This is a genomic window from Flavobacterium pectinovorum, from assembly GCF_006438875.1.
GTDB lineage: Bacteria > Bacteroidota > Bacteroidia > Flavobacteriales > Flavobacteriaceae > Flavobacterium > Flavobacterium pectinovorum_A.
In genome coordinates this window covers 72,797-91,821 of sequence record NZ_RCZH01000020.1, presented here as the reverse complement: position 1 = coordinate 91,821, position 19,025 = coordinate 72,797, and the positions used below count along the sequence as shown (strand labels likewise).

The 19,025-nt window shown below is 34.3% G+C and carries 22 protein-coding genes; 5 read left to right on the top strand and 17 right to left on the bottom strand.

Annotated features, from left to right (window positions below):
• Positions 1-347: 347 nt before the first annotated feature.
• Complete coding sequence (locus EAH81_RS23215) at positions 348-722, bottom strand: response regulator (RefSeq protein ID WP_140511387.1); 375 nt, start codon at positions 720-722, stop codon at positions 348-350.
• 192 nt (positions 723-914) lie between these two features.
• Positions 915-1,064, bottom strand: coding sequence for a hypothetical protein (locus tag EAH81_RS27550; RefSeq protein WP_161595849.1), 150 nt, complete (start codon positions 1,062-1,064; stop codon positions 915-917).
• A 280-nt stretch (positions 1,065-1,344) separates the two neighbouring features.
• Between EAH81_RS27550 and EAH81_RS23210 the strand changes: the two genes are divergently transcribed.
• Positions 1,345-1,782, top strand: a complete 438-nt coding sequence (locus EAH81_RS23210) for a hypothetical protein (RefSeq protein WP_140511386.1) — start codon at positions 1,345-1,347, stop codon at positions 1,780-1,782.
• A 137-nt stretch (positions 1,783-1,919) separates the two neighbouring features.
• Here the strand turns inward: EAH81_RS23210 and EAH81_RS23205 are convergent, their stop codons facing one another.
• The 4 genes from EAH81_RS23205 to EAH81_RS23190 all read right to left on the bottom strand — a co-directional run bounded on the left by EAH81_RS23205 (position 1,920) and on the right by EAH81_RS23190 (position 4,624).
• The gene (locus EAH81_RS23205; protein ID WP_140511385.1) at positions 1,920-2,279 is read right to left on the bottom strand and encodes a hypothetical protein; all 360 of its coding nucleotides are present in this window, start codon (positions 2,277-2,279) and stop codon (positions 1,920-1,922) included.
• 156 nt (positions 2,280-2,435) lie between these two features.
• Complete coding sequence (locus tag EAH81_RS23200; RefSeq protein WP_140511384.1) at positions 2,436-2,687, bottom strand: Rho termination factor; 252 nt, start codon at positions 2,685-2,687, stop codon at positions 2,436-2,438.
• 118 nt (positions 2,688-2,805) lie between these two features.
• Positions 2,806-3,369 carry a hypothetical protein gene (locus tag EAH81_RS23195; protein ID WP_140511383.1) on the bottom strand — a complete coding sequence of 188 codons (564 nt, stop codon included), beginning with the start codon at positions 3,367-3,369 and terminating at the stop codon, positions 2,806-2,808.
• 577 nt (positions 3,370-3,946) lie between these two features.
• Positions 3,947-4,624: an SRPBCC family protein gene (locus EAH81_RS23190; protein ID WP_140511382.1), complete on the bottom strand. Its 678-nt coding sequence runs from the start codon at positions 4,622-4,624 to the stop codon at positions 3,947-3,949.
• Positions 4,625-5,384: 760 nt separating this feature from the next.
• Here EAH81_RS23190 and EAH81_RS23185 point away from each other — a divergent pair.
• A complete protein-coding gene (locus EAH81_RS23185) occupies positions 5,385-6,392 on the top strand; it encodes a chemotaxis protein CheB (protein WP_140511381.1) in 1,008 nt (335 codons plus the stop codon).
• Between the two features lie 147 nt (positions 6,393-6,539).
• Here the strand turns inward: EAH81_RS23185 and EAH81_RS23180 are convergent, their stop codons facing one another.
• From EAH81_RS23180 to EAH81_RS23150, 7 genes are all read right to left on the bottom strand, one after another.
• Complete coding sequence (locus EAH81_RS23180) at positions 6,540-7,544, bottom strand: SDR family oxidoreductase (protein ID WP_140511380.1); 1,005 nt, start codon at positions 7,542-7,544, stop codon at positions 6,540-6,542.
• Between the two features lie 53 nt (positions 7,545-7,597).
• Positions 7,598-7,831, bottom strand: coding sequence for a hypothetical protein (locus EAH81_RS23175; protein ID WP_140511379.1), 234 nt, complete (start codon positions 7,829-7,831; stop codon positions 7,598-7,600).
• A 536-nt stretch (positions 7,832-8,367) separates the two neighbouring features.
• Positions 8,368-9,177, bottom strand: coding sequence for a mechanosensitive ion channel family protein (locus EAH81_RS23170; protein WP_140511378.1), 810 nt, complete (start codon positions 9,175-9,177; stop codon positions 8,368-8,370).
• 103 nt (positions 9,178-9,280) lie between these two features.
• Positions 9,281-10,006 carry a DUF72 domain-containing protein gene (locus EAH81_RS23165; protein ID WP_140511377.1) on the bottom strand — a complete coding sequence of 242 codons (726 nt, stop codon included), beginning with the start codon at positions 10,004-10,006 and terminating at the stop codon, positions 9,281-9,283.
• A gap of 54 nt (positions 10,007-10,060) precedes the next feature.
• Complete coding sequence (locus EAH81_RS23160) at positions 10,061-10,450, bottom strand: YidH family protein (RefSeq protein ID WP_140511376.1); 390 nt, start codon at positions 10,448-10,450, stop codon at positions 10,061-10,063.
• A gap of 382 nt (positions 10,451-10,832) precedes the next feature.
• Positions 10,833-11,207: an STAS/SEC14 domain-containing protein gene (locus tag EAH81_RS23155; RefSeq protein WP_140511375.1), complete on the bottom strand. Its 375-nt coding sequence runs from the start codon at positions 11,205-11,207 to the stop codon at positions 10,833-10,835.
• A gap of 50 nt (positions 11,208-11,257) precedes the next feature.
• Positions 11,258-12,838 carry an FAD-dependent oxidoreductase gene (locus EAH81_RS23150; RefSeq protein WP_140511374.1) on the bottom strand — a complete coding sequence of 527 codons (1,581 nt, stop codon included), beginning with the start codon at positions 12,836-12,838 and terminating at the stop codon, positions 11,258-11,260.
• 221 nt (positions 12,839-13,059) lie between these two features.
• Between EAH81_RS23150 and EAH81_RS23145 the strand changes: the two genes are divergently transcribed.
• Positions 13,060-14,229, top strand: coding sequence for a zinc-dependent alcohol dehydrogenase (locus EAH81_RS23145; protein WP_140511373.1), 1,170 nt, complete (start codon positions 13,060-13,062; stop codon positions 14,227-14,229).
• An 84-nt stretch (positions 14,230-14,313) separates the two neighbouring features.
• On the opposite strand, the gene EAH81_RS23140 is transcribed toward EAH81_RS23145, so the two are convergent.
• Together EAH81_RS23140 and EAH81_RS27545 are read right to left on the bottom strand one after the other, a co-directional pair.
• On the bottom strand, positions 14,314-14,772 hold the full coding sequence (locus EAH81_RS23140) for a hypothetical protein (RefSeq protein ID WP_140511372.1): 459 nt from the start codon (positions 14,770-14,772) through the stop codon (positions 14,314-14,316).
• A 19-nt stretch (positions 14,773-14,791) separates the two neighbouring features.
• Positions 14,792-14,932 (bottom strand): hypothetical protein, encoded by a 141-nt coding sequence (locus tag EAH81_RS27545; RefSeq protein ID WP_161595847.1) that lies wholly within the window; start codon positions 14,930-14,932, stop codon positions 14,792-14,794.
• Between the two features lie 294 nt (positions 14,933-15,226).
• Between EAH81_RS27545 and EAH81_RS23135 the strand changes: the two genes are divergently transcribed.
• The gene (locus EAH81_RS23135; RefSeq protein WP_140511371.1) at positions 15,227-15,493 is read left to right on the top strand and encodes a hypothetical protein; all 267 of its coding nucleotides are present in this window, start codon (positions 15,227-15,229) and stop codon (positions 15,491-15,493) included.
• 216 nt (positions 15,494-15,709) lie between these two features.
• Positions 15,710-15,973, top strand: a complete 264-nt coding sequence (locus EAH81_RS23130; protein ID WP_140511370.1) for a hypothetical protein — start codon at positions 15,710-15,712, stop codon at positions 15,971-15,973.
• Between the two features lie 241 nt (positions 15,974-16,214).
• Here EAH81_RS23130 and EAH81_RS23125 read toward each other — a convergent pair whose 3' ends face one another.
• Both EAH81_RS23125 and EAH81_RS23120 read right to left on the bottom strand, forming a co-directional pair.
• Positions 16,215-16,784 carry a ferritin-like domain-containing protein gene (locus EAH81_RS23125; protein ID WP_140511369.1) on the bottom strand — a complete coding sequence of 190 codons (570 nt, stop codon included), beginning with the start codon at positions 16,782-16,784 and terminating at the stop codon, positions 16,215-16,217.
• Between the two features lie 16 nt (positions 16,785-16,800).
• Positions 16,801-18,945, bottom strand: coding sequence for a catalase (locus tag EAH81_RS23120; protein ID WP_140511368.1), 2,145 nt, complete (start codon positions 18,943-18,945; stop codon positions 16,801-16,803).
• Between the last annotated feature and the right edge of the window lie 80 nt (positions 18,946-19,025).

Genomic DNA, 19,025 nt, shown 5'->3' with positions numbered 1-19,025 from the left:
CTTTTATTTATACCAAATGTATAAAGTCTTTTTAAGATTTAAAAATTGTATTTTCATTAAATGGAAATATTATAACAATAAATTCAGAAAAATAGAAGACTAAGGCCCAAATTTCGTTAAAATTTGTTTTTATGATTATTTTTTAAAATTTAATTCCTTAAAAATCAATGTTATGAAAAAAACGTCTAATAATCACAATTATAAATTTTAAGGATATACTATTACACAAGAAAAATGAAATAAAAGACTTCAAACTAGAACAGCAATAATTATGAGTATTACTGTCGAAATGTAAAGACATTTTCTATTAAATTTTTATTGGAGAAAGATTTACAAAGAGGTGGTTTTTAAGTAAGAGTAGTAAGGATTTTTTTAAGTACATTAAAATCATTTGGCTTAATAAAATAATCCATAATGCCAAGATCTTTCATTTTGTTTTTTACTTCAGGAGGTATTGATGTTGAAAATATAATAACGGGTATATTTTTAATTACATCCTTCTTTTTAATTTCATGCAATACTTCTAATCCGTTCATAATTGGCATATTAATATCAAGAAAAATAACATCAGGATGGATTTCATTATCAACAAGTTTTTGTATCGCCAGAACCGGATTATGGATCGCGGTGTAGGCAGCTGCAGAAACTTCTTCAAGAGCTTCTAAGAAGAAATTGCAGTCATCATAATCATCATCGATTTGTAAAATGTTTTTATATTTCATGTTTGTAGAAATTGAGTTTATAAGTGCTGCAATAAAAAAAGTTATGTGACTTTTGATAACTCGATAAAGTCATAAAAAACAAATCAAATGGGAGGGATGAATAGTAAGATTTTCTGCATATTTTTTTATTTTTAAAGTTAAAAAAAGCTTGTAATTTAAACAAGCCATTTCTAAATAAATTGTCTGGAAAAATTATTTTCTTAAAACCGCAAACGAATCGGGTTTTGTTATTTGGGCTTCTTTCTGATCACGAGTATAATCCTCATCATCACAATGTGAGGCATAATTAGTATTTAATATTACAAGTAAAAAAACGGTTAAAAAAAGGTTGATACTCTTCATTTTTGGTTCTTTAGGTTATTAACTAATTCATGATTTATGTAAATTTAGAATCCTCAATAACCATAAATTTATATAATTTCTGTTTTTTGTTACATAATTCCCATGTTTGATATAAACGTGCCAAATATAATTATTTGATCGTGTTTAAGTTGTCTGGAAATGCAATAGCGAAGCCTTAATTGAAATTTTATAATCTTACCCAAAAATAGTAGAACTTTATTATTCTAAATTTTTATTAATTTGAACAAAATCAATTTATTAAAATTTAAAAATAACAACTATGAAAATACCAAGAGAAATAATCAACGGATTTTATATTTTTTTAGGAATCGCTATTTTCTTTTTATTAATGGAAGTTTTAGGTCTTTCTCATTTATTTTATCTGCGTTTATTAAATGTGCTGTTTATTTTGTACGGAGTCAACAGAACCTTAAAAATGAACCTTGCCGAAGGTAAAAATAGTTTTGTTCCCAACGCAATATCCGCTATGGTCACTTCATTTTCCGGAGTGGTATTTAGCGTCGTAGCATTACTTATTTATAGTTATGCAAAAGGCGGCGATGCGTATGTAAAATCATTATCAGAAGCTTTTATGTTTGGCGGAGATCCATCTGTATCAACTTATGTTCTTTGCCTGTTTTTTGAAGGAACAGCTTCGTGTATTATTGTAACATTATTATTGATGTTGTACTGGAACAACAAATACAAAGCCGATTAAATTAGGATTTAGTAAAGTTTCATTGTTGATTTCTCTTTAAAATTTTCAATGATTATATTTATACGATAAAAGACAAAAACCGCTGAATTTGCATCAGGCGGTTTTTTTTAGGTTTAAAACTAAGAAAAGTAAAATCATTAAGTATCACTTTGAAGATCAGAGGTATCTTTTTGATCAAAATCGGAATCAGAATCTTCACTATCATAATTATTGCTTTCAGATGTGTTTTTATTTTCTAAATCATCATCAAGATCCTGAGCAATTTCCGCATTTTTTTGAAAATAAGGATCTTCAGTATCGTTATCATCTTGTTCAGATGATTTTTCATCCTCTTGATCCTGATCGCTATAGTCGTGATTTACATTGTTTGCAGTATCATCCTGATGCTGATTAATTGCAGGATCTTTATTTTCCATAGTCTCAGAATTAATCATCTGACTTTCTGATTGAGTTTGACGGTGACTTTGTCCAAATCTCTCGTTGTCTGCTATTGCCATAATAAGTAGTTTTAAAATTATTTTTTTAGCTTAAAGCTGATATTCTATAACCAGCATTTTATTCTCAAAGAAGAATTTAGAATAATTAGTAAACCAAAACGGAACTCAAAAAAGCTTAATATTTAATTGAGCTTTTTTGAGTACTGTTTAAGCTTTTTAATTATTGCGCAATGCGTGTATTAATTCTTTTTTAGTCATTGTAGAGCGTCCTTTTATATCCGCTTTTTTAGCTTCAGAATAAATCTCTTCTCTCGTTCTGTCTGCGTAATCGTCGCTTGAACCTCCTCTTTTTTCGGCTCCTTTACTATTTGATATTCGCGCTGATTTTTGTTTGCTGTAACCTTTATCGCGCAATGCTTCGTATTGGTCCTTATCTTTTATTTGCGGACCTGGATCTTTTCCTGGCATAATAATTTAATTTAAAGTTTGTACTGTTTTAATGGATTAAATTCTAATGGATTAGAAAGTAATATTTTGCTATCCGGAATACCAAAATTCTATGGTATTCATTAAGTCTTTATCCGGCTTAAAACCTTTTTGGTTTAAAAGGATCAGGTTCATTAATATTCGGATTTTGTTTGTCTAAATTTTTGTCCGAATATCTAAGTTTATCTTCCTTGTCAAAATCTGTATTCTCGAAATCAGATTGATCTTTTCGATCTAAATCGTCATTATTAAAAGCATCTCTTAGATTATTTTCCCTGATATCTTCATCTTCGACATCATTGTCGTACGAATCATAATCGTTGTTGAGAGGATCTGAATCTTTCTTTGAATTGTTGTGGTTTAAATTGACATTCTCTAAACCATTATCCTGATCCGGTTCATCTTCGTTTGCATTATATTCGTCCAATGTTCTTCTGCTGGGATCGTTATCAGAATCATTCTGTAGACTATTGTTTCTATTTTCCTGATCCGGAGTATTTTCATTTTGCGCAGAAGAACTTTTATACTCTTCTCCGGTTTGTGCCTGACTTTGATCGCGATTTGTTGTATCCGTTTTTTCAGTAGTATCCTGAGTAACTCGCTGTCCTTCTGAATAAAAATTGCGATCTTCCTGATCGAAATTTTCTTTGTTATCGTTGTTCATAATTTTAATATTTATAATTATTGATTATTTTTTGTATGCTTGTTTTTGTTTATCATTACTTTTCATATTTGTAAATTCGGAACGAATTTTACCGCGCGCTAAGATTAAATTTTACTTTACGTCTAGAAAACACAATCCCGAAGCCCAATGTCATTAAGTTAAAGAGAAATCTATAAAAATTACTTAACAGTTTAATCAGGGAAAGTAATTAGAAAATTCGTTTTTTATCAGTGTTTTCGCTTTAGCGAATCAGTAAAATCAGCGTCTAATTTTGACGCGGATAAAACAGATTTACTTCGTAAAAACGCGGAAAAAAAACGGATTTGATTTGCAATAATTTTATTTTAAGCTTAAATTAATGACGGGATCTGAACTTTGCCGAATAAATCTCGCGAAAAGTCGCAATCCCGAAGCTTCGGGAGCAAAGAAAATGCATGTTAACTTCGCGTCTTTGCGACTTTGCGCGATTTTTTTTAGTCTTAATTGTCTAAAAAAAGCTTAGCGTGCTTTGCGTTAAAATTATTTACAATACAAAATGTTTTATGTTTCTCCACAGGTTTTTATGAAGATCCATTTATTATTTCTCTAATTCCAGATAAGATTTAAAACTCGTAATATCATCCTTGACTATTTTTTCGAAATAAGGATTTAAAAGCTGCGCCGCTTTTTCGCCAATAACTCCAAAGGGGGCGTGGTAAGAAATCGTTACATCAATTTCTGTATGTTTTCCTTTAGGTTTAAAAACAATTTTTCCAACATTTTTTATTGGAGCATCAGTAAGTGACTGCCAACTTAAAAAGGTGTTTTTTTCATCTTTTACAATTTCAGCTTCCCAGGTTAATCTTCCAATTCCCGCCGGACCTTTTGCTGTCCATTCCGATTTTCTTTGGTTTATGGTTTTTACAGATTCGAGATGCGTCATAAATTTGGGTAGATTTTCAAGGTCACGCCAAAATTCATATACTTCATTTACAGGTTTTTTAATTACGCTGTTAATTCGAATGTTGACATTGACCGCTTTGCTGTGCTGCAAATTGTCAACAGCATCATATACAGGACAATAACCGCTTACGCCACGAAGAAGCATTGTGCCTCCCAACGTACTTTTTGATATACTTTTTTTGTTATGTGACAAGCCATCATATAAAAGGTAGGCGCCACTTACAGCCATAATTATTCGCTCAATCGGGGATACATTTTTTTTAAGATGTAACGGATTCAGAGCATTTAACGAATGTGATGTTTTTAATTCCATTTTATTCTTTTTTTGATTTATAAATTCACTTAAATAGTAATTCGAAAATTATAATAAGTGTCTCTAAATCAATTATAAAATAAGAATCTGAGATTTACATTATTTACATAATATCTCCTCTTAAATTATTTTTTAGATTTAATATTTGTTGATTTTTAATGGTTTAGCTGTGAATTTTATAAAACTAAACGCTCTATTTTATAAAATTGATATTATGGTTCTTTTTAAATTCGAGTAGTGTAATTTTTTAGAACAATTGTGAGGGAAAATCCTTTAAAGAAATCCCTTACAATAGAGGAATTATAGACTTGTTGAAGATAAGAGTGAATTTGAAAAAATATAGAAACAGAATGAACCTGTTTTTCAAATTAATTCAAGTTGCTGGTTAATAAAGTTTAGTTCCTGTGGCAATGTCATTAAGTTAAGTTTTTTTAGACAATTATGACTAAAAAAAATGGTGCAAGGTCGCAAAGACGCGAAGTTAACATGCATTTTCTTTGCTCCCGAAGCCTGCGACTTTGCGCGAGATTTATTCGGCAAAGTCTTCGGGAGCAAAGTTTTTTTGAATAGGCTCCAGCTTTAGCTGGAGAGTTTATAATAGAAATGTAGGAAATGGCTTTAGCCAAAAATGCGTGATTTGGCTAAAGCCATCTTATTGTACACATTAAACACCTCCAGCTGAAGCTGAAGGCAATTTATTTATTGAATTATTAAACCGGCAACTTAAATTAATTATGTACTAATACTTAATATTAAAAAAATGGATCAAATACGAAATCTCATTGTTATTGGAGCATCAGCGGGAGGGATTAAGGCAATTTCTAAAATTATCAATGGTTTGCCGGAAACAATCGATGCCGCTATTATGGTGGTTCTTCATTTATCGAGAAAATCAAATCCGGAAAATATTGTTCAGATATTTCAAAGAAATACTAGTTTGAAATGTTTGGTTGCAAAAGATGAAACAGAGATTGAAAAAGGAAATATATACATTGCTCCGCCGGAACATCATTTAATGGTAAATAATCAGACCATAAATTTGAATCAGGGTCCGGAAGAAAACAGGCATCGTCCGTCTGTTGATGTGCTGTTTCGTTCTGCAGCAGTTCATTTTGGACACAAAGCAATTGGGGTCATTGCAAGTGGTATGTTATACGATGGAACTTCGGGAATGCAGGCGATTAAAAGTTGTGGAGGACTTTGTATCGTACAAGATCCGGAACAGGCAGAATATGCTGATATGCCAAGAAGTGTATTAAATAAAATAAGGGTTGATTATATGGCGGAACTGGAAGAGATTCCCGTCATTATTCAAAATATTTTAAATAAACCACTTCCTCCAAAAATTGAAATTCCACACGAATTGAAAATTGAAATAAATATAACCGAAAAACTAATGAGCGATATTAATCAATTAAAAAGAATAGCGGATCATAGTGATTTTTCATGTCCGGATTGCGGCGGTGGATTATGGAAAATAAAAGAAGATCCCACTCACAGATACAGATGTCATATTGGGCATGTTTATTCTGAGAAAATGCTGCACGAACTTCAGGATTTAAAAATCGAAGAATCCATTTGGGTATCCATCAGAATGCTGGAGGAAAAAAGAAATATGCTTCGGTTATTATCTGAACGCAGAAATCGCAGGGATAATGAGGAAACACTTTCTTCATTTGCCAAAAGAATTAATGACATCGATGAACATATAAAAAGATTAAAATCGTTTGTAATCAATATATCTACAAATGCCTTATCTGGAGATTAGAGAATTTACAAATATCCTGAACCCGTTACAGCATCCTTCAAAATGAAAAAAGCCCTCAAAATCAATGATCTTGAAGGCTTTTAATTTTAGGAATAAGTAAAAATGTATATATAATGATTGTATTACTAAGAAAAAAACTAGCAGTTTTTAAGGATTTCCTTCTCCACCGCTTGAACCATAAATCTGACCTGTTGCATAACTGGCATCATTAGCAGCAAGCTGAACATATATAGAAGCAAGTTCTGCCGGTTGCCCAGGTCTTCCCATTGGTGTCTGTGAACCAAATTCTTTTAGTTTTTCCATTGTGGCTCCTCCGCTGACTTGTAATGCTGTCCAGATTGGTCCGGGAGCAACACCATTAACCCTGATGCCTTTTGGCGCAAGCTGTTTTGCAAGCGATTTAATATAATTGGTTGTAGCCGCTTTTGTCTGAGCGTAGTCATATAAATCCTCAGTAGGAGCATAGGCTTGTACAGAACTGGTACCTATAATTGAGGCACCCGGTTTGAGATGCGGAAGCGCCGCTTTGATAATCCAGAAAGGAGCATAAATATTAGTTTTCATGGTCCAGTCAAATTCTTCGGTCGAAATATCCAATATCGAAGCGTGTGTTTGCTGTCTTGCCGCATTATTGACCACAATGTCCAGTCCGCCCAGCGCTGTTACAGCTTGTTCAACAAGAGCTTTACAGAATTGTTCGTTACGTAAATCCCCGGGAATTGCAATGGCTTTGCGTCCTTCGGCTTTTATAAGTTCAATTACTTCTTTGGCATCTTCTTCTTCGGTAGGATAATAATTTATGGCAACGTCAGCGCCTTCTCTTGCATAAGCAATTGCTGCAGCTCGTCCCATTCCGGAATCGCCTCCGGTAATTAATGCCTTACGGCCTTTTAAACGATTCGAACCTTTATAACTTTTCTCACCATGATCTGGACGTGGATCCATTTTACTGACAAGACCCGGCCATGGTTGTGATTGTTCTTTAAAAGGTGGTCGGGGATATTTTGTGGTAGGATCTTCAGGTATATTCATCATCGGAATTTCATTTAGTGTAAAGGCATTTGCCATAATTGGGTTAAATGCTGCTGTTGCAAATACCGCTCCCATACCGGTAAGTGCAGAGCGACGGGATATTTTATTTTGGGTCTCCATAATACTTATATTTTCCGTTCTTAAAAATGTTCTTTTGGGATTTTTTTCCTGATCTAAATTTGGATAATGTTCCCCGTTTCTCCCTGATCTTTTCTTTCGAACGTATTAGAAAATTCACCCTCAGGGTATTTTGGTTCTTCTCCCCAACACAATAGCTGCTCTTTTACCGATTGATAAAATTGATAAACCTGTTCAACATGATTGCGTTCAAATGTTTCCATAAACATTGGAGAATCTTCTGATAAAAGTACTTGTTGCGTTTGCTTTGTAGAATTAGTTGTTTTCATAATACTGAAATGTTTTAAATTTATTTTTATAGAAACAAGCTAATTGTCTGTTTCCAATTTTTTAATTGTGTTTATCGTTTAACTAAAAGAGTTTCTTATTTTTTCTTGTAATTAAAACAAGGATTTAAAACGCTTAATGCTTAAACTCAAAACCAAATTTAAAAATAGAGGTAATTATATTTTTATATAATTTCAGATTTTAGTTATGTAATCTCCAGTAGTTTATATTTAATAATAGTAACCTGTTGGGTGCAATTATTTTTAACACATAGAAACATAGTCCCGAAGCGTCGGGATGAACTCAAAAAAGGCGTTTCATTTCCATTAACACGTCGCGATGCTCAATGTCATTAAGTTAAGGTTTTAAAAAATAAAATTATTGCAGATCAAATCCGTTTTTATCCGCGTTTTTACGAAGTAAATCTGTTTTATCCGCGTCAAAATTAGACGCTGATTTTACTGATTCGCTAAAGCGAAAACGCTGATAAAAACGGATTTTTCTAATTAGTTTCTTTTTTATAATCTTCGAATAAGCACTATTTAATAGTAAAGTCATTTTCCTTTAATGCTTCAGCAACCTTAATCACAACTTCTGATCTGTGTTTGCCATCGGTCACGGTACGGTCGGTTTGTACCCAATACCGAATATTGATTTGTATGGTACTTCCGGTAATGCCTGATACAACAGCCGAATTAGAATAACCTTTGTCTACTATCGCAGTATCTGTTTTCATGACGTTTGTAATAATTTCGATTGCTTTTCTGTAATCTGATCCGTATTCCAGACCAATAGTGAAATCCTGCAGTAAATATCCTTCGCTGTTAAAATTCACCAGGGTATTTTTTATCAAAAGGGCATTTGGGATATAAATATTTTTACTGTCGCTTTTTACCTGTGTATCACGGAGATTTAGTGCTACAACTTTGCCTTTTACGCCATTGCTTTCTATAATATCACCAACAGAAAACGGTCTTTTGAAAGCCAATAGAATTCCGGCAAGAAAGTTTTCGCCAATATCTTTAAGTGCAAAACCTATTACAAATGCTGATATTCCGGCACCAGCCAAAACACTTTGTGCTACGCCGTTAAGACCAATAACGCGAAACATAAACAACAGCCCAATAATGATAAGAACTGCCTTGATTAAATTGGCAATAAAAGTAGCTAATAGCGGGTCATGCATTTTGGTTTTAAGTTTGCGATCAGCAAATACTTTTACGCGCGCGGCAATAAACCAGGAAATTAAAACGACCAGAATGGCAAGTAAAATTTTTGGAGTAATATCAACAAGATTATAATAATATCCTTCGATATGTTTAAAAATGTCATGAAAAAATTCTTCCATACTAGTACCGTATCATAATTAGTTTTCCTTTCATTAAAATTAAATTTTCATTGTTATAAATGACTTATATAATTTTTACTGTTTATTATAAAATTTTATCGTCTCATTTCAGAAGTAAGCTTTTAAGTTTCAATGCATTTAAGGGTGCATATCCATTTTGATCGTTATCGAAGTAAACGAAAACATCTTTTGTCTTCAACCATTTTCTGCATTGTTCTGCCCATTCTTCCAGCGTTTCATCAGAATAACTTCCTTGATATTTATCACCGGGACCATGAAGCCTTAGATATACAAAATCAGCAGTAGTTTCTATAGGAGACAAATGTCCCGCCAATTCATAAATGCAAAATGCGCAATTGTATTTTTTAAGCAAGAGATAAAGCTCTTTTGTGTACCATGCCGTATGCCTGAACTCGAATACATATCTTTGTTTTTTGGGTAATGCAATCAGAAATTCTTCAAGCAATTCGAGATCAGGTTTCATAAAAGGAGGTAATTGAAATAATATGGCGCCCAATTTTTTTCCCAGTAAGGCGGTTCGTTCCATAAATGAAAAAATACTTTCAGACGGATCACGAAGTTTCTTCATATGGGTGATATATCGGCTTGCTTTAATGACGTATGTAAAAGATTCAGGTGTGTTTTTTTTCCAGTTTAAAAATGTTTCTTCAGACGGGAGCTGATAGAAAGTATTATTGATTTCGACCGTATTAAAATTTTGCAGATAGTAAGCAAATTGATCCTTTACCTTGACTTCCTGAGGATAAAATGTGCCTCGCCAATGTTTATAAGACCAGCCTGATGTTCCTATGTAAATTTGATTTTGCATACAATCTGTAAACTATTTTTTAAACGAATGTTTGACATCAATTCAACTTAAAATTTAGCCCGCAGGATAAGCAGCCATAATTAGATAAGCAATAATTATGATGCTCATTACAAAAATAACAACGGTAATTACCGTGAGCATCATAGTAGAATACAGGTATTTTCCCTGCTCGAGAAGTTTATATGTTTGTTTGTATCTAAAATAAGACAGCAATATGGTAATAGCTCCGGTGAGCACCAATGCAATACCGATGAAAATTGTAGATCCGTTTTTGGGAAGGTCTGGTTCCTGAAAAAATCTGGAAGGAATTTGATTTACAAACAAAGAAAATTTTACGATAACGAATCCAAAGACCATAATACCGATTCCGGTTCTGATCCAGGATAAAAAAGTTCTTTCATTTGCCATTTGGTCATTTGCCAAATTTTTATTTTCGTTATCCATATTGTTTAGTATTTTAAAATTATAGTATAAAAACCGCAATTCACAAAAATAAAATTAAAACACATAGTCCCGAAGCTCGAGTCTTTGAGGAATAAATCGCGCAAAGTTTTATTTTGTTTCACGCAGATTTAAAAAGATTTAAGCAAATGCTCGCAGATTTATAAAATTCTAAATCAAAATAAAATCTGCAGAATCTGCGTGAAATAATTCTTTTGAATCTTTTTAATCTCTAGCCCTTATATAAAAAAATGGTCCAGAAGCCCAGGATCGCGACTTGGCAGCGATTTTTTTTAGTCATAATTATCTAAAAAAACTTAACGTAATGACATTAGGTTTCGGGATAATTGTTAAAAAATAATTATACCTAAAAGTTTATAAGATTCTAATCTAAGCCAGCACCGCCCTGAACCCAATGAAGCGCCTGATCATAAGATTCTTTTTTAAACCCACGAAAATTACCGGGCACCACGTAACCAAATGCATTGGTAAAAGAAATTGCTCTTTCGGAATTGGTAACAATAGCAGCCCTGTTCCATTTCCCAAAATTTTTAAGGCCTATAAAAGCATCTTCGAGCCAGGCTGTTGCCGTAAAATTTTCCAAATCAGTATCAATTAAAAAGAGAAAGTTGATTTCGTCAATCTGTTCTACGAGATTTTTTACTGCTGGTGCTATTATGGTTTTATAATCGTTTGCCGTGACCTCGCCAAGAGCCCGGAAAGCCACTACGTTTTTTGGTGCGTTAAGTACTTGTATCATTCTATATATTTATTATTATTATTATTATTATTATTATTATTATTGATTTTTTATTTAATATGAATTTGACTCAGATTTGTTTTTGCAGGACCATTTGTTACTACGCCATCGCATGAGAAACGCGAACCGTGACAAGGACAATCAAAAGATTTTTCATCGTTATTCCAATTAACGATACAACCCAAATGCGGACATACTGCCGAAAATGCTCTTAAACTATTGTCATAATCGCGGTATACGGCAATTTTTTTGAGTCCTGATGATAAAATTCCGCCTTCTCCAGTTGTAAGTTCTGCTACATTTTTTAAGTCAGATGCCGCAATCCAATCCAGATATTGTGCTGCCATATTTCCGGCTTCTTTGGCAAAATCTATTGCAGTTTTCAAGGTAATTCGGGACGGGTTATAGAGATCTTCCCATTTGTTTTTAAATCCTAAAATACTATCGCTGATGATCATGGCACCTATCGTAGCGTGCGTCATCCCGTTACCGGAATCTCCTGTGATAATATAAATATTGTCATCACCTGGATTTTTGCCCATAAATCCTAAGGAATCCACAGGTTCCATAACCTGACCGGACCATTTGTATGTTATATCCTCAAGCATGGGGAAATAATTTCTTGTCCAGGTTTCAAGTCTTTCATATCGTTGTGATTCTGAAATACCTTCTTCGTCTGCCTGACCCGTTTTATGGTCTTCACCACCGGAAATCAATAAATCGTATTGCTCATCAAAACTTTCTAAGCGCACATAATGATAAGGCTGAGAAACCCATTTAGAATCGGCATCGCCAGTATCCCACCAAAGCGAATAGGGTAATTTTCCTTTAGGGACTTTCCCCGCAATAACATAAGTTCGATAAGCAAATTGTTTCGTATGCATTGTGAGCGTATCATTTACCGGAGAATTCGTCGCCACAACAATGTCTTTAGCCGAAAAAGCAAAATCATTAACAACAGCACCATCTTTTGTAATTTTATCAGCTCGGGCTTCGGTAAATATTTGTCCTCCAAGAGCAACAATTCCCTGCGCAAGTCCTTGTAAATAGTGCAGAATATGAAATTGTGCCTGATTGTAAAAAGCCAGACAATTTAATTTATCACCATTCATTATAGCAGGAATATGATCTAAAAGACCGGTGTTTAAACCTGCATTTTGCGTAGCTTTAAATTCTTTTTGTAAATTTTTCTCGTCATCACTTGGGTGAAGGAATAAATATCCGTTGACTCTCTTGAAGTTGCAGTCGATATTAAGATCACTTACGTTTTTTTCAATTTCATCAATTGCTGCCGTATGACTTTCAGCAGCCAGTTTTGCAGCCTCTCTCCCAAAAGTATCTTCGAGAAAATAATAACGATCGTCCAATGCAGCAGTTAAATGTGCTGTGGTACGTCCGGTTTCGCCACTTCCTATAAAACCGTCCTCGACGAGCGTTACTTTTTTACCCGCTTTTAATAATTTATATGCCGTAGTAAGTCCGGCAATTCCACCGCCAATAATTAATACATCGGTTTCAATATTTCTATTGGGTTTATCAAAAGCAATAATGGCAGTAGAATCAATCCAAAAAGATACATTATCTCCGGATGTTATATTGCCTGAGTCGAATTTGTCGTGTAATGGTGCCATATTATCTGTCTGTTTTAGTTTGATAAGCAACAAGATTTTATACTCTAAAAGCCTGAATCTCTCAAAATTATAAAATCATGTGCGCTGGAGATTTATAAAATATTGTAGGACTTTTATATTATTTCCAGTTGTTTTATATGTAAGGATTTTTAATTAATGTATAAGATTAAGATGTTTAATATGAGTTACTTACAATCCTATTAATTTTAAAAAGCGTACTTATGAAAGCAGCAGTTATACACGGACCGGGTTCCGTAAAATACGATACGGTCGATGACCCGAAATTAAAGGCCAATGACGATATTATTCTTAAAGTAACTTCTACAGCAATCTGCGGATCAGATTTGCACATTTATTCGGGTGGTTTTCCACAGCCAAGACCGATGGTTTTGGGACATGAATTTATGGGAATAGTCGAAGAGACGGGATCAGCAGTTACACATCTTAAAAGAGGGGATCGCGTTGTTGTACCATTTCCTATTGCCTGCGGAAATTGTTTTTTCTGTAACCATGATTTCCCCGGAAATTGCGAACACAGTAATCCCGAACATTACGGACCTGAGGGAGGAATCCTGACTGAAAAAGGGGGAGCACTTTTTGGCTATACCGATCTTTACGGAGGTTATGATGGTGGACAAGCACAATATGTACGCGTTCCTTACGCCAATTATGGACCAAGAATAGTTCCTGACAGCCTCACAGATGAGCAAGTATTATTTCTGACAGATATTTTTCCAACCGGATATACCGGAGTAGATTGGGGAGAAGTAAAAGGAGGAGAGACCGTTGCCATCTTCGGATCAGGACCTGTGGGACTTATGGCTGCAAAAAGTGCCTGGCTTCGCGGAGCTGCGCAGGTTATTGTTGTCGATACACTTCAATATCGACTGGATAAGGCAAAAGCCACAACAGGATGTACCACTATTTTATGGGAAGATGGTCCTAAAGACGTTGTCGAGCAAATTCGTGCGCTCACACAAGGGCGCGGGGCAGATGTATGTATTGATGCGGTAGGATTTGAGCCTGAACGTAATCTTGGCGACAGAATCAAAGCGACTATCAATTTTGAAAAGGGATCTATCAAAGTATTAGAAGCCTGTATGAGCGCCGTAAGAAGAAGTGGTATTGTTTCAGTATTGGGTGTTTATCCGGCGAATTATGATAATTTTCCGTTGGGACAATTTTTCGATAAAGGGATAATTCTTAAAGGCGGTCAGGCTCCGGCGCACAAACACATAGACAAACTTTTAGAATATGTGGTACAGGGTAAAGTACAATTGGATGATATAATTACACACAGACTTCCGTTGTCTGAGATTTCGCATGCTTATGATATCTTTAAAAAACGGGAAGATGGCTGTGTAAAAGTTGTACTTGATCCCTGGCAATAATTATTTGATAGCGAATACTATTTTACTGCGATAATTGTTTAAATATTTTGGTTGAATGTGTAATAAATCAAAAAAAGACCGTTGTTAACGGTCTTTTTCATTTCTTTTCGGATCTTCTTCTTCGATGTCGGCATCATTATTAAATTCATTTGTACCAAATTTATCTTTTTTGAATTTGTCATTATTAGCCTCGTTTCGGATAAATTCGTCATTTTTAATTTGTTCATTACTAAGTTCCCCAATTTCGAATTCCTTATGATGCAATACATTGTCATTTAATTCGTCAGTTCCAAACTTTGTGTCTTGTTTATCAATCTCGTAATCAATATCAGATTCAAACAGATCATTATTTTTCAAATCATCTTCAATGTCTTGCTCCGTTATATCTTTCAATTCACTTTCGGATTCATTATCGAGATTTTCAGAATCGTAAGGATTGTCGTTTAAATGATTTTCAGTTGTTTGATCTTCATTAGCTTGCGAATCCGAATTTTTAAAATTAGGATCTTCTGTCGTATTAAATTTATTATTTTCTGTTTTCATAATAAAGATATTTACATTATTATTTTTTGATTGGTGCCACTTTCTTTGTTTCAATATTTAATTTTTCATTGCTTCTCGATGAGGGTGCCTTAGAAATTACTTTTTTATTTGAAGTTCTGGCGCTCGGAGCCGTACTATCTTTATGATATGAAGTATCCATGATTTTACGTTTAATTAATATGTACAAATCTAATGGAGTAATATACGGTTTTCTTATAGAATTTTACCCAATAATTCTATAATTATCAGATGGTTATGTTTTTTTTTGTGAACATGAAGTTAATTACGTATTAACTAAATATATAGATTACAAAACGTTTTAATTTTACAAAAAAATGCAAATGGAAATGATATAAGTATGAGGTATTAAAATGTAAGATTTTTTTATTTTTAATGGCAAAATTTGTTTTTAAATAAGTTGAAAATATTTATTAATTATTTAAAAATCAATATTATGAAAAAGTTATTATTAACATTCGCAATGATTTTTATTGTAGGATACGCTTCTGCGCAAGAAACTCCTAAATCAAAATCAAAAACCACAACGGACACAATCCATTCGGGAAAAATGCAGAAAAGTACCCAAAAAAGTTCGACCACTACAAATAAGAGTGAGACAACAAAATCAAGTACTAAAAAAGGTAAGCATAAATCCAAAAATCCTACTACGACAGATACTATAAATCGTCGTCCTACAACAGGTGATGGAACTCCTAAATAAGTTAGGAATTCATTTAGGATTAAATGATGGATTTAAGAAAAAAGCCTGTATTTACAGGCTTTTTTGTGATGTTTTATAATGGTGCATTTTATTGAATATTAGCGATTTAAAATCGAAAGCTTAAAATGTTTTAACTATAATTTTTTGTTGAAATTATGTAATAATTTTATTATATCTAATTTTAAATTTATCAAATAAATTATTAAAATTAAAATTATGAAAACAATATTCAAAACCAAAATGGCGCTTTTAATTGTAGTTGCCGGACTTGCATTTTCATGCAAAAAAAACGATGCTACTGCGACAGAACAGTACACAGATTCAACAGCAACGCAAACCACTGTTGACACAACCGGAATCGTAACTGATACAACCGGCACAGGAACAGTAAAAGGTACAGGTACCGATGGCACAACTGGTACTTCAGGTACAACCGGTTCCGGATCAGCAACTGATTCAACAACTACAAAAAGCAAATAATATTAAAGGTTATCTTACCAATACTAATACTTTATTTGGTTGATTATTTAAATTCCTGAAAACCTGTAGCGATTGTTACAGGTTTTTTGCGTTTTAATAAATAAAATTCCTTCTGGCTTTTTACTACTGCAGGCAAAATTTACATTTTCTCTTTCGTAAATAACAAAAAAAACATCTGTAGGTGATACAGATGTTTTTTGGTGAACTAATAAGCAACGAAATGAGAACTGTTTATTTATCGTTATTCAGCTGCTACAATATTAATGGTATTTAATGCAATATCATTAAGCAGGCAATCGGCTTCTTTTTCTTCTGAAAGAGTTTGTGTTAATAATTTTGCCACTTCATTTTCGCCCAGCGTTTTGGCAAATGCCGCTAAAGTTCCATAAGTTGCAATTTCATAATGTTCGATCTTTTGAGAGGCAGAGATAATTCCTGCATCTCTTACAGCTCCTGGAACGGTTTCCTGAAGAATTGCATCGCCTTCTTTTAAAAGTCCCGCCATAGCTTCGCATTTTTTTCCTTCGGCATTTTCACCAAGCACATTAAAAACTTTCTGTAATCTTACGATTTGATTTTCGGTGACGGCACGATGTTCGATAATTGTACTGCTAAGACTTGGAGAAGTAGCATTTGCAGCCATTTTTGCTAATGCTTCAAGTAAGGCGTTTTCTGCCCAGTAAATATCTTTAAGGCTGTCAATAAAAAAGTCATATAATTCTTCTGCTGCATCTTTCGCAGGTGCTACCACAAGGTTTTTAGTATTGGTTGTCGCTTTGTTTGCTGTGGGTTGTTTTTCTGAATTTTTCATGATTTTATTTTTTTTATTAATTATATAAGTTTACTTCACGGTCCCAAATACGGTGTTTGGCCATAGCTGTTATAAAATCCTGTGCAAATGCTTCACTCGCTGCTTCGCTGGTTATGATAATACCTTCGTCATCATTAGTGAGTTTAGAAGCAAACGGCGCTGAGCTTATTATTGAGGCCGCTTGACCATCAGCTCCTATAACTTTGCAATGATTGTAAGCCTCATTTAAAAAATCAGCCACCTCAGCGCTTTCAGCAAGAGAGTTAATATCTAAACCATCAGGAAAATAAAGAGCGTCAAACAAAACTGATGAAGCTGTAAGTAAACTAAAATCTACCGGAATTGCTCCATCTGTATTGGTCAGAATAGTACCCAAATGAGGCGCAATTATAAAACCTTTGGCATCTTCTTTTTTAAGGGCTTTTTTTAGATTTAATACACTTGCATCAGAAACGCCGTCTGTACAAACAATCGCCACTTTTCTTGAAGCAATAGTGGGTGAATTGGTAGGATTGTTAATCATGCTCAACGCATCAGATAATGCGAGAGACTGCTCAACAATACGAGGTTCATGATTGCCTTCGATTTCGTTTTCAGGAGATACTCCGTGGTTCAAAGGCGTTTCTAAAATAGGAGGAACCGTAGAACCAAGTCCAAGCGCTACTTTTTCAGCAAGTTCAGTGTCGATCTGAGACAAAAGCCCAAGCATTCTCACCCTGATTGCTGTTGTTTTGACTTTACCAAGTTCAAAGCGCAAGGCTTTTACAATATGGCTTTTTTCAGTTGGCGTCTGGCTATTAAAAAATAATTTGGCCTGCCCGAAATGGTCTGCAAAACTTTCGCTTCTTTCTCTTATTTTATGTGCATCGATACGTTCGTTGAAACTGGCAAAACCGCCTTCGCTGATTTTTGCCTGATAAGGACAGCCTCCGCCAAGCGAATTAGGATGATAACTTACACGTCCAACATTAATCTCCTGACGCATATGTCCGTCACGCTGGTTGTTGTGAACCGGTGCAACGCTTCGGTTAATTGGTATTTCATGAAAATTAGGACTTCCTAATCGTGAAAGCTGTGTATCTGTATAAGAAAATAATCTACCCTGAAGCAACGGATCATTTGTAAAATCAATTCCCGGTACAACATGCCCCGGATGGAAAGCAATCTGCTCCGTTTCTGCAAAGAAATTATCGGGATTTTTGTCCAGAACCATTCTTCCTATAATTGTTACAGGAACTAATTCTTCAGGTACAATTTTGGTTGGATCAAGAAGATCAAATTCAAATTTATGTTCGTCTTTTTCCGGAATAATCTGAATACCCAATTCCCATTCAGGGAAATTTCCCATTTCTATGGCTTCCCATAAATCTTCTCTGTGGAAATCAGCGTTCTTTCCGGAAATTTTTTGAGCTTCGTCCCAAACAACAGCATGAGTTCCTAATTTTGGTTTCCAGTGAAATTTTACAAAAGTAGATTCTCCCGCTTCATTAATTAATCTGAAAGTGTGAACGCCAAATCCTTCCATCATACGATAACTTCTTGGAATGGCGCGGTCTGACATCACCCACATAATCATGTGCATGGATTCCGGCATGAGGGAAATAAAATCCCAAAAGGTATCGTGTGCAGAGGCTGCCTGTGGAATTTCGTTGTGCGGTTCCGGTTTTACAGCGTGAATCAAATCAGGAAATTTTGAAGCATCCTGAATAAAAAATACAGGAACATTATTTCCTACTAAATCATAAATTCCTTCCTGCGTGTAAAATTTTACCGCAAAACCACGAACATCACGGGCTAAATCAGTTGAACCGCGCGAACCGGCAACAGTAGAAAAACGGACGAATACAGGAGTTTTAAGTCCGGCTTCTTTCAGAAAACCTGCTTTTGTTAATTCAGGTATTGGGTTGGTAACTTCAAAAAAACCGTGCGCGCCGGAACCTCTTGCATGTACAATTCTTTCCGGAATACGTTCATGATCAAAATGTGTAATTTTTTCACGTAAAATAAAGTCTTCCAAAAGGGAAGGTCCTCGTTCACCGGCTTTTAAGGAGTTATTGTCATCATTAATCTTAACGCCCTGGTCAGTAGTCAGAAATTTGTTTGTACCATCTGATTTGTTGAGGGACAAATCACGTTGTTTTTCGTCTTGTAAATTTTTCATAATATCTTTAGTATTATTGGTTTATTGACCTGAAAAAATGCTGCTTATGCGGTCATTTTTTTCAGATTACCAAATTTACT

What these genes read in the sequence shown, in the direction of transcription:
- EAH81_RS23215 (WP_140511387.1), bottom strand. Translation starts at nt 722, where the DNA reads ATGAAATATAAAAACATTTTACAAATCGATGATGATTATGATGACTGC.
- EAH81_RS27550 (WP_161595849.1), bottom strand. Translation starts at nt 1,064, where the DNA reads ATGAAGAGTATCAACCTTTTTTTAACCGTTTTTTTACTTGTAATATTA.
- EAH81_RS23210 (WP_140511386.1), top strand. Translation starts at nt 1,345, where the DNA reads ATGAAAATACCAAGAGAAATAATCAACGGATTTTATATTTTTTTAGGA.
- EAH81_RS23205 (WP_140511385.1), bottom strand. Translation starts at nt 2,279, where the DNA reads ATGGCAATAGCAGACAACGAGAGATTTGGACAAAGTCACCGTCAAACT.
- EAH81_RS23200 (WP_140511384.1), bottom strand. Translation starts at nt 2,687, where the DNA reads ATGCCAGGAAAAGATCCAGGTCCGCAAATAAAAGATAAGGACCAATAC.
- EAH81_RS23195 (WP_140511383.1), bottom strand. Translation starts at nt 3,369, where the DNA reads ATGAACAACGATAACAAAGAAAATTTCGATCAGGAAGATCGCAATTTT.
- EAH81_RS23190 (WP_140511382.1), bottom strand. Translation starts at nt 4,624, where the DNA reads ATGGAATTAAAAACATCACATTCGTTAAATGCTCTGAATCCGTTACAT.
- EAH81_RS23185 (WP_140511381.1), top strand. Translation starts at nt 5,385, where the DNA reads ATGGATCAAATACGAAATCTCATTGTTATTGGAGCATCAGCGGGAGGG.
- EAH81_RS23180 (WP_140511380.1), bottom strand. Translation starts at nt 7,544, where the DNA reads ATGGAGACCCAAAATAAAATATCCCGTCGCTCTGCACTTACCGGTATG.
- EAH81_RS23175 (WP_140511379.1), bottom strand. Translation starts at nt 7,831, where the DNA reads ATGAAAACAACTAATTCTACAAAGCAAACGCAACAAGTACTTTTATCA.
- EAH81_RS23170 (WP_140511378.1), bottom strand. Translation starts at nt 9,177, where the DNA reads ATGGAAGAATTTTTTCATGACATTTTTAAACATATCGAAGGATATTAT.
- EAH81_RS23165 (WP_140511377.1), bottom strand. Translation starts at nt 10,006, where the DNA reads ATGCAAAATCAAATTTACATAGGAACATCAGGCTGGTCTTATAAACAT.
- EAH81_RS23160 (WP_140511376.1), bottom strand. Translation starts at nt 10,450, where the DNA reads ATGGATAACGAAAATAAAAATTTGGCAAATGACCAAATGGCAAATGAA.
- EAH81_RS23155 (WP_140511375.1), bottom strand. Translation starts at nt 11,207, where the DNA reads ATGATACAAGTACTTAACGCACCAAAAAACGTAGTGGCTTTCCGGGCT.
- EAH81_RS23150 (WP_140511374.1), bottom strand. Translation starts at nt 12,838, where the DNA reads ATGGCACCATTACACGACAAATTCGACTCAGGCAATATAACATCCGGA.
- EAH81_RS23145 (WP_140511373.1), top strand. Translation starts at nt 13,060, where the DNA reads ATGAAAGCAGCAGTTATACACGGACCGGGTTCCGTAAAATACGATACG.
- EAH81_RS23140 (WP_140511372.1), bottom strand. Translation starts at nt 14,772, where the DNA reads ATGAAAACAGAAAATAATAAATTTAATACGACAGAAGATCCTAATTTT.
- EAH81_RS27545 (WP_161595847.1), bottom strand. Translation starts at nt 14,932, where the DNA reads ATGGATACTTCATATCATAAAGATAGTACGGCTCCGAGCGCCAGAACT.
- EAH81_RS23135 (WP_140511371.1), top strand. Translation starts at nt 15,227, where the DNA reads ATGAAAAAGTTATTATTAACATTCGCAATGATTTTTATTGTAGGATAC.
- EAH81_RS23130 (WP_140511370.1), top strand. Translation starts at nt 15,710, where the DNA reads ATGAAAACAATATTCAAAACCAAAATGGCGCTTTTAATTGTAGTTGCC.
- EAH81_RS23125 (WP_140511369.1), bottom strand. Translation starts at nt 16,784, where the DNA reads ATGAAAAATTCAGAAAAACAACCCACAGCAAACAAAGCGACAACCAAT.
- EAH81_RS23120 (WP_140511368.1), bottom strand. Translation starts at nt 18,945, where the DNA reads ATGAAAAATTTACAAGACGAAAAACAACGTGATTTGTCCCTCAACAAA.